Annotated in this window: 7 protein-coding genes; 5 read left to right on the top strand and 2 right to left on the bottom strand. The window is 38.7% G+C overall.

From position 1 onward, the window contains the following. On the top strand, positions 1-627 hold a 627-nt coding region (locus AC1DQW_RS08990; RefSeq protein ID WP_477453780.1), incomplete at its 5' end, for an inositol monophosphatase family protein. Positions 628-796: 169 nt separating this feature from the next. Here the strand turns inward: AC1DQW_RS08990 and AC1DQW_RS08985 are convergent. Further along, on the bottom strand, positions 797-1,348 hold the full coding sequence (locus tag AC1DQW_RS08985) for a NifU family protein (RefSeq protein WP_477453779.1): 552 nt from the start codon (positions 1,346-1,348) through the stop codon (positions 797-799). 183 nt (positions 1,349-1,531) lie between these two features. Beyond that, positions 1,532-2,878, bottom strand: coding sequence for an adenylosuccinate lyase (gene purB, locus AC1DQW_RS08980; RefSeq protein ID WP_477453778.1), 1,347 nt, complete (start codon positions 2,876-2,878; stop codon positions 1,532-1,534). Between the two features lie 291 nt (positions 2,879-3,169). On the opposite strand from purB, the gene AC1DQW_RS08975 reads away from it, so the two are divergent. From AC1DQW_RS08975 to AC1DQW_RS08960, 4 genes are all read left to right on the top strand, one after another. After that, positions 3,170-3,781 carry a TetR/AcrR family transcriptional regulator gene (locus AC1DQW_RS08975; RefSeq protein ID WP_477453777.1) on the top strand — a complete coding sequence of 204 codons (612 nt, stop codon included), beginning with the start codon at positions 3,170-3,172 and terminating at the stop codon, positions 3,779-3,781. 92 nt (positions 3,782-3,873) lie between these two features. Beyond that, positions 3,874-5,223: a TolC family protein gene (locus AC1DQW_RS08970; protein ID WP_477453776.1), complete on the top strand. Its 1,350-nt coding sequence runs from the start codon at positions 3,874-3,876 to the stop codon at positions 5,221-5,223. Between the two features lie 32 nt (positions 5,224-5,255). Further along, positions 5,256-6,362 carry an efflux RND transporter periplasmic adaptor subunit gene (locus tag AC1DQW_RS08965; protein ID WP_477453775.1) on the top strand — a complete coding sequence of 369 codons (1,107 nt, stop codon included), beginning with the start codon at positions 5,256-5,258 and terminating at the stop codon, positions 6,360-6,362. 26 nt (positions 6,363-6,388) lie between these two features. Next, positions 6,389-9,805, top strand: coding sequence for an efflux RND transporter permease subunit (locus AC1DQW_RS08960; protein ID WP_477453774.1), 3,417 nt, complete (start codon positions 6,389-6,391; stop codon positions 9,803-9,805). Positions 9,806-9,887: the final 82 nt, after the last annotated feature.

The raw sequence follows: 9,887 nt of genomic DNA, 5'->3' as shown, positions 1-9,887 counted from the left end.
GGCTTGAGGAAGATTTTGCCCGGATCTGGCTTTATTACTGAAGAAAAAACCACAACCATTGTTGGCGAACGTTATAACTGGATAATTGATCCGTTGGATGGAACCACCAATTTTATACATGGATTACCCGCGTTTTCGGTAAGTATAGCTTTAAAGGAATATGACGAATTGGTGTTAGGGGTAGTATATGAAATAAACCAGGATGAGTGCTTTTATGCCTGGAAAGATGCCCCCGCTTATTTAAATGGTAAAGAGATCAGCGTAAGTAAAAACTCAACCATAGGTACCAGTTTACTGGCAACCGGCTTCCCTTACTATGATTTTACTAAACAGGCTGCTTACATTGAATTATTTGCCGAACTCATGAAAAGCAGCCATGGACTAAGACGCATAGGCTCGGCAGCTGTCGACCTGGTCTACACTGCCTGCGGTAGGTTTGATGCTTTTTACGAATATAATTTGAATGCCTGGGATGTGGCCGCGGGTATAGTAATTGTAAAACAGGCAGGTGGCGAAGTAGTAAATTTTAAAGGAGGAAGCGAAGTACTGGAGACAAGGGAATTATTGGCAACAAACGGAAAGATAACAGGAGAGATGCTAACCACGATACAAAAATACTTTAAGTAAACATGAATTTCATACACACGAATTGCACAAATAAGAGCGAATTCTCACAAATGTAAATGGCACCAATTTATTCGGACACAGCTGAACTGTGTCCGAATAAATTGGTGCCATTTGTACGTTTAATCAATTCGTGAAATTCGAATCAATTAGCGCAATTCGTGTGTGTATTTTATAATGCTTCTGATACCACTTCGGTAACTTCGGGCACCATACGTTTAAGCAGATTTTCGATACCGGCTTTAAGTGTTATAGTTGATGACGGGCAACCACTGCATGAACCACGCAGCTCAACAGTTACCACACCTTCGTTAAATGAACGATAAGAGATAGCACCGCCATCCTGCTCAACAGCCGGGCGAACGTAATCATGTAAGATCTGCTGGATTTTAACTTCTGTTTCGGAGCCTTCAAAATTTGTTTCTTCGGATTGCTCGTCTAACTGTATCTTAAGTTCCGATTCAACCGCACCCTTTACAAACTCCTTCATTATCGGTTCAACATCGGCCCAGTCGCTACCATCAGTTTTGGTAATGGTAACAAAGTTACTTGCAAAGAAAACACCATTTACAAAAGAAAATTTATACAACTCCTTAGCAAAAGGTGATTTTTCGGCACTTTCTTTTGTAGCAAAATCGGCACTGCCATTAATCAGCAACTTGTTCACAATGAACTTCATTGTTGCCGGGTTTGGCGTTGATTCGGTATATACGTTGATATTCATCGAAAATTCTATTTAGATTAATTAAACAAATTTAATCACCTTTTTGATTTAAATACAATACTAAAATTGTTATGACGGGGATATGATGATTTCAGATGTGTAGATTTCAAATCTGCAGATGATTTAAATGGGTAACTTATGAAAATTACCCATCTGCATGTCTGCACATTTGAAATCTGCAGATCAAATTCCCGTATAATTCAGCGGCGTAATTTGTTTTAACTCATTTTTAACGCTATCGCTCACATCCAATCCATCCACAAACTCTGCAATAGTTTGTGCGTTTATTTGCTGGTTGGTGCGGGTAAGGTCTTTTAATGCCTCATATGGGTTGGCGTAACCTTCGCGCCTTAATATGGTTTGGATAGCTTCGGCAACTACCGGCCAATTGGCTTCCAGGTCGGCGGTGATGGCGTTCTGGTTAAGTAATAGCTTGTTTAAACCTTTAACGCTCGATTTTATAGCGATAAGGGTATGTGCTACCGGTACGCCTATGTTACGCAATACTGTCGAATCAGTTAAATCGCGCTGTAATCTCGATATTGGCAGTTTGGCAGCCAGGTGTTCAAACAGTGCATTTGCAATGCCCAGGTTACCTTCCGAGTTCTCAAAATCAATAGGGTTAACTTTGTGTGGCATAGCCGACGAACCGATTTCGCCTGCTTTTATCTTTTGCTTAAAATAGTTCATGGATATGTAGGTCCACATATCGCGGTCCAGATCAATCAGGATATTGTTGATCCTTTTTAAAGCATCACACTGGGCGGCAAAATTATCGTAATGCTCAATCTGCGTAGTAAATTGTGAGCGGCTTAAACCTAAAACATTGTTCACGAAATGATTTCCAAAAGCTTTCCAGTCTATACCCGGATATGCAATATGGTGGGCGTTAAAGTTGCCGGTAGCCCCGCCAAATTTGGCCGAATATTTAACGGCGTTCAAAATTTCAAGCTGTCCTTCCAGGCGTTCAATAAAAACTTCAATTTCTTTGCCCAGGCGTGTTGGCGAGGCCGGTTGCCCGTGCGTATGCGCCAGTAACGGAACCTCTTTCCAATCGGCCGCATAACCTTTTAATGTATCAACTAATTGGCTGATAGCAGGGTAGTAGCTGTTGTTTATTGCAAGTTTAAAAGTATAAGGAATGGCTGTATTGTTTATATCCTGCGAGGTTAATCCAAAGTGGATAAACTCTTTAAATGCATCCAGTCCACCTATTTTATCAAACTCTTTTTTGATAAAATACTCCACAGCTTTAACATCATGGTTAGTAATCTTCTCAATCTCTTTTATGCTCTCAGCATCCGCCTCGGTGAAATTTCTGTAAATGTCGCGTAACTTTTCTGATAGACTGGCATCAAACTGTTGTAACTGAGGCAATGGATATTTAACCAATGCGATAAAATATTCTATCTCAACAAATACACGGTACTTGATTAGGGCATATTCAGAAAAGTAGTTGGCAAGTTCAGCAGTGGTGTTTCTATAGCGGCCATCAATTGGCGAGATTGCTGAAAGTGGAGTAAGGGTCATATAAAAAATAATTTTTGCAAAGATAGGAATTTAGATGTGCAGATATGCAGATGACAGATATGCAGATTTCAAATGTGCAGATGAGAGATTTTCGATATGCAAATTAATTGAGATCAGATGTCCAATTTCCAGAGGATGAATGGTTATTTAAAAAAAATCAAATTATATGAACTAATCTGCACATCTGGAATTTGAAATCTGCACATCCAAGGGCTTTTGTCTTAAAAATGTAATTTCCGATGGAAACTTTGAAATCAAAAAATGTTTCMTTAGTTTTGACTCAGAAAGTCAATGAGTCAAACAGAAAGAATAATTGAGGGAGGCGAAGAGCTGTTTTTAAAGGCAGGCATCAAAAGCGTCACTATGGATGATATAGCCAAACACCTGGGTATGTCGAAAAAAACCATATACCAGTTTTTTAAGGATAAAAACGAATTGGTAACAGCACTGGTAAAAAAGAAGCTGAAAGAGGATGAGGAGCAAATGATTGAGTTCATCAATAAATCGTCTAATGTGATAGAAGAGATGATCAACATGACTAAATGCTCGGAGGATATGTTTTCGCGCATCAACCCAATAGTTATCCATGATATGCAAAAGTATCATCCTGATGCCTGGAAGGTTTTTCAACAGTTTAAAAATGAGGTTTTGATTAGTACACTGGAGGAATTATTAACAAAAGGTATTAAGCAGGGTTACATAAGGCCCGAAATTGACGTAAAGATAGTTGCCCGCATGAGGGTAAACACCGTGGAACTTGGATTCAACACAACCATTTTCCCGATAGCGGAGTTTAATACGTGGAAGGTACAGGTACAGTTTTTAGATCATTTTAATTATGGCATTTGCACACTAAAGGGTTACAAGCTTTTAAATCAGTATAAAAATATAAAAGAAGAATAAAACACTGCTGACATAAGGTTGTCATTAACTACGGGGATATTTGAATTGTAAGCAGCTAATTAATGAAAAATCACCAACAACTATATTATACAATGAAATATTTACTTTTTACGGCAACATTTTTTTGTGCCATAGCTTTAAAAAGCTATGCCCAGGAAACGCCACCTAATAATCAAACTTTTAATTTTAGTGTACAGGAGTGCGTTAATTATGCTTATGAGCACCAGGATTCGGTTGTGAATGCAGGATTGGATGTTAAAAGTGCTATTTTTAAAGTTAAAGAAACAACAGGGATTGGTTTACCACAAATTAGCGGAACAGCATCGTTTCAGGACTATTTAAAAATACCTACCACTTTATTGCCTGGTCAGTTTTTTGGAGCGCCTGCTGGTACTTTTATTCCGGTGCAGTTTGGCGTAAAATATCAATCGAGCTTAGGATTAACTGCCGACCAAATATTATTTGACGGTAGTTACCTTGTAGGACTAAAAGCATCAAAAACCTATCGTGAACTTTCTGAACGAAACTATAAGCGTTCAAAGATTGAAGCTAATGTAAACGTTACCAAAGCATATTACCAGGTTTTGGTAAGTAATGAGCAACTTCGACTTTTGGATGCAAACATTAAGCAATTAAAACAGCAGTTAGATGAAACTGTAGCAGGGAACAAACAAGGTACGGTTGAAAAGATTGATGTTGACCGTATAACTGTTCAATACAATAACCTGGTTACAAACCGGGAAAATACTATCCGTTTATTGGCCTTAAATTATCAGTTATTAAAATTTCAGATGGGTATGCCAATTGAAAACCCACTTACGCTTAAAGATAAACTCGAAGATGTTAAACTGGAAGTTGCACCAGATCTTGCTGTTGATACTTCATTTTATCATAACAGGATTGAATACAATTTGGCCGAAACAACACTCGGTTTAAAACGCCTTGATCTTAAGCGTCAGCAATCACAATATTTACCAACACTTAAGGCTAATATGAGTTATACATCATCATATCAAAATAATAGTTTTAGTAATTTATATAAAACCAACTTTCCATCGAGCTATGTGGGACTTACACTGAATGTTCCGATATTTAATGGTTGGCAGCGCCTTAACCAGGTTAAGCAATCCAAAATTGCTGTAATAAAATCGCAAAACGATTTAGAAAATGCAAAAAACGGATTAAAGTTACAGGCCAACAAAGCCAATATTACTTTTGTTAATGGATTGCAAACTCTTCAAACCCAAAAAAATAACCAGTTACTTGCTCAGGAAGTTTTAAGAGTAGCAAAAATTAAATACCAACAGGGGGTAGGGTCAAGTATTGAAGTTACGCAAGCCCAAACTGCACTTGATGATGCTGATAACAAATATATACAAGGGCTTTACGATGCTCTTGTAAGTAAAGTTGATCTTGATAAAGCTTACGGACGAATTCAATAAAACAAAAACTAAACTCACTATAAAATAACGACATGAAAAAAATATTATACATACCGGTTTTGGTTCTTCTGGCAGCAGCTTGCACAAATAAACCGAAAGATAAGAAAACGGAGCTTGCTGACCTCAAAAAGCAACAGGCCGACTTAAATGCACAGATCACTAAGCTACAAGCTGAAGTTGGCACAACAGATTCGGCTAAAACTACGGATGTAAGCACTGTTGTTTTAAAATCGGGTACGTTTACCAATTATGTGCAGGTGCAGGGTAAAATTGATGCACARGATAACGTAGTTGCTTATCCGCAGGCATCTGCTATCATTACAGGTTTATATGTAAAACCTGGCGATCATGTAAGTAAAGGGCAGACTTTGGCACAATTAGATAACAGTGTTTTGCAACAAAGCATAGCGCAAAACGAAGCGCAGGTTAGTTTAAATGAAACATTATATAATCGTCAAAAAAATCTGTGGGATCAAAAAATTGGCACCGAGGTTCAGTTTTTGCAGGCTCAAACAACTTTGCAAAGCAGTAAAAAAGCATTAGCAGGTTTACGCCGACAAGCCAGCCAGTACCGTATAGTTTCACCAATAAGCGGCACCGTTGATCAGATGGACCTTAAACTTGGCCAGGCTGCTTCACCGGGCCAAACTGGTATCCGAATTGTTAACGCCGATGTTTTAAAAGTTAAGGCCGATGTACCCGAATCATATTCGGGTAGCGTAAATACAGGTAATGAGGTGAAAATTTTAGTACCAGATGCAAAGGATTCATTGACTACCAAAGTAACATTTGCAGCCAAGGTAATTGACCCAACATCCCGTAGCTTTGCTGTAGAAATTAAACTACCGGTACGTAAAACTTTACGCCCTAACATGACGGCCATTATACAAATAGCTAATTACACTAAAGCAAATACTATAGCAGTACCTGTAAAAGCGATCCAAAAATCAGAATCAGGCGACTATGTTTTCCTTAATCAAAATGGCATTGCTAAAAAAGTAAATGTTAAATCGGGGGCCACTTATGGTGGTCAAACAGAAATATTGTCAGGATTAGGCGCCGGTGATATGTTGGTTACCGAAGGCGCTACCGAAATTGAGGATGGTGATAAAATTAAGGTTTTAGAGTCAGCTAATTAATTTATTAAACACTTGATCTATTAATTATGAAAGATCTGAATAAAGAATTTGGGCCCTCAAGTTGGGCCATAGATAATAAAACAGCCATATATGTTCTCATATTTTTGGTTACGGTATTGGGTTTGGTTAGTTATAACAACTTACCAAAAGAAAACTTTCCGGATATAGCGCAATCGAAGGTGTTTGTTTCAACCGCATTTATAGGGCAGTCCCCTCAAAACGTAGAAAACCTGGTAACACGCCAGATTGAGAAAAAATTAAAATCATTAAAGGGGCTTAAAAAGGTAACATCAAATTCTGCTCAAAATATATCTTTAATAACTGCTGAGTTTAATGCAAATGTTGACATTAGAGATGCCAAGATTGATGTTAAAGAGGCCGTTGATAAAGCAAAGCCAGATTTGCCGCAAAATGATGACAACCTTAAAGAATCAACCATAAGTGACATTAATGTTGCCGATCTTCCGATCCTTTATATCAATATATCAGGTAACTATGACTTGAAGAAATTAAAGGAATACGCGGATAACCTAAAAGACGAGATTGAAAGTTACAAGGAAATTTCGAAGGTTGATGAAGTAGGGGCCTTAACGCCCGAGATTCAGGTTAATGTGGATATGGATAAGATGACGGCTGCACAGATCAGCTTTAGTGATATTACACAGGCTATCGGGAACGAAAACATCCTGGCTTCGGTAGGTAATGTTACAACTGATGGTGTACGCCGCAGTATTGACATTAAACAGGATTTTAAGAATGCCGACCAGGTGGCGGCTATGGCTATCCGAAATCCTAAAGGGCAGGCAGTTTATTTACGCGATATTGCCGAGATTAAGGATTCGTTTTTAGAGCAGGAGAGTTTCGCCCGCTTAAAAACCAATGATAATCCCAACTTTAAAAATGTAATTACATTAAACGTAAGCAAAAGGGCGGGAGAAAACCTGATTCAGGCATCAGATAAGATAAATGAACTTATTAAACAAAAGCAAAAAACTGTTTTCCCTAAGGGGTTAGATATAACCGTAACCGGCGATCAATCTGACAAAACCCGTACAACACTTAATGACCTCATAAACACCATTGTAATTGGTTTTATACTTGTAACTGTTATTCTGATGTTTTTTATGGGTACTACCAATGCCATATTTGTAGCATTATCGGTGCCATTGTCGTGCTTTATAGCTTTCCTTATAATGCCATGGATAGGCTTTACATTGAATATGATTGTGCTGTTCTCGTTCCTGCTGGCCTTGGGTATTGTGGTGGATGACGCCATTGTGGTTATTGAAAATACCCACCGCATATTTGCCAATGGAAAAGTACCTATTAAGCAGGCGGCTAAAATTGCTGCCGGCGAGGTGTTTTTACCGGTGTTCTCGGGTACCATGACCACTCTTGCACCATTTGTACCGTTGGCATTCTGGAATAGTTTGATAGGGCATTTTATGTTCTTTTTACCTATTACATTAATTATAACCTTATTGGCTTCGTTGGTGGTGGCTTATATTATTAACCCGGTTTTCGCGGTTGATTTTATGAAACCTCATTTTGACGGAGAGCATGATCACCCCAAATTTGATCGCAAGGTAAAGCGGGCAATGATATACATGCTTATTGCCACAGTTGTTGGTTACCTGATAAACTTTGGAATAGGTAATTTTATGGTGCTGATGATAGCGCTGTATCTTTTAAACCACTTTGTATTATTAAAGATTATTGACAGGTTCCAGAAAAATGCCTGGCCGCGTTTTCAGCAATGGTATGCCAAATGGCTTGAAAAAGCTGTGCACTTTCCTAAAACCATGTTATTTGGTACTATGGGTTTATTTGTGTTTGCCATAGTTTTAATGAACCTGATTGGTAAAACACCCGAGTTTTTCCCATCTGGCGACCCTAACTTTGCGTATGTGTACATTACCATGCCGATAGGTACCGACCAGACTTATACAAACGAAGTAACCAGGAAACTGGAGAAACGTGTTGCCGAGGTAGTTGAGCCGGATAAGGATATTGTATCATCGGTTATTTCAAACGTTACCAAAGGGGTTGCCGATCCTTCAGATGAGGATCAGGGTGATTATGAAAACAAAGGTAAGGTAACGGTTGCATTTGTTGAATTTGGCAAACGTAATGGCAAAGATACCAAAGTAATTTTGAAAAGGATCCGAGAAGCAGTTCAGGGTGTGCCTGGGGCTAAAATATCGGTAACACAGGAAAATAGCGGTCCGCCTGTACAAAAGGATATTAGTATTGAAATAATTGGTGATAACATTGATTCATTAGTTAAAACAGGCAATCGTTTAAAAAACTATTTAGTTAAGCAAAATATCGCTGGTATTGAGAATTTAACTGCCGATGTACAAAGTGACAAGCCTACCATTGTTTTTGATGTTGACCGTGAGCGTGCTAACCGGGAAGGTATATCTTCTGGTACCATTACCCAAAATTTGGCTACCGCAATATTAGGTGCCAAAGCCGCTGATTTTAGGAATACGAAGGAAGATGATTACCAGATAAAAGTACGTGCATTGCAAAGCCAGCGAGGCGATATCGACGCCCTTAAAAATCTTAAGGTTACCTATCGTGACATGGCAACAGGCGGTGCTATCCGCCAGGTGCCAATTTCTGCATTTACTGATGTGCGTTATACCACAACCTATAGCAACATAAAACGTAAGCAGCAAAGGCGGGTGCTTACATTAGGGTCAAACGTTATCAAGCCATTTAATGCCAATGATGTTAACGCAAACATTAAACTGGCTATCAACAACTTTAAAGCGCCCGATAATGTATCTATAAGAATGGGTGGTGGACAGGAAGACCAAATGGAAGCAATGACCTTTCTGTTATCTGCACTTGGCGTATCATTTGGTTTGATATTGGTTATTTTAATGATCCAGTTTAACTCTATTGGTAAAACATTTATCATCATCAGCGAAATCTTCTTTAGTATCATTGGAGTACTGCTGGGGGTAACTATATTCCACATGACTATGTCTATTGTAATGACTGGTATTGGTATCATAGCACTTGCCGGTGTGGTTGTACGAAACGGAATCTTGCTGGTTGAATTTACTGACATGCTGATAGAGCAGGGTGCAAATGTACACGATGCCGTTGTTGAAGCCGGACATACCCGTATGACGCCGGTATTATTAACCGCCACCGCCGCCATATTGGGTTTAATACCTTTGGCAGTTGGCTTTAATATCGATTTTGTAGGTTTATTTACCCACTTTAAACCACACATCCATTTCGGTGGTGATAATGTTGCTTTTTGGGGGCCTTTGGCGTGGACAATGATATTCGGTTTAGGCTTTGCAACCATTATTACATTGATCCTGGTACCTTGTATGTACCTTATTCGTTACAACCTCAAGGCAAGACTTTTTGGTAAAAAAGAAAAGAAACATGTAGCAGTATTAGAAGCCGAAACTGTTTAATACACTAAATTATAAACAACAAATAGCCGCACACTGAAAAGTATGCGGCTATTTTGTTTATAAGACCGGCTATAATTTAAAT

It is taken from the genome of Mucilaginibacter sp. P5_A4 (assembly GCF_056400605.1).
This window is presented reverse-complemented; position numbering and strand designations above follow the sequence as displayed.

Coding starts and splice junctions, on each gene's coding strand:
- AC1DQW_RS08985 (WP_477453779.1), bottom strand. CDS start 1,348: ATGAATATCAACGTATATACCGAATCAACGCCAAACCCGGCAACAATG.
- purB (WP_477453778.1), bottom strand. CDS start 2,878: ATGACCCTTACTCCACTTTCAGCAATCTCGCCAATTGATGGCCGCTAT.
- AC1DQW_RS08975 (WP_477453777.1), top strand. CDS start 3,170: ATGAGTCAAACAGAAAGAATAATTGAGGGAGGCGAAGAGCTGTTTTTA.
- AC1DQW_RS08970 (WP_477453776.1), top strand. CDS start 3,874: ATGAAATATTTACTTTTTACGGCAACATTTTTTTGTGCCATAGCTTTA.
- AC1DQW_RS08960 (WP_477453774.1), top strand. CDS start 6,389: ATGAAAGATCTGAATAAAGAATTTGGGCCCTCAAGTTGGGCCATAGAT.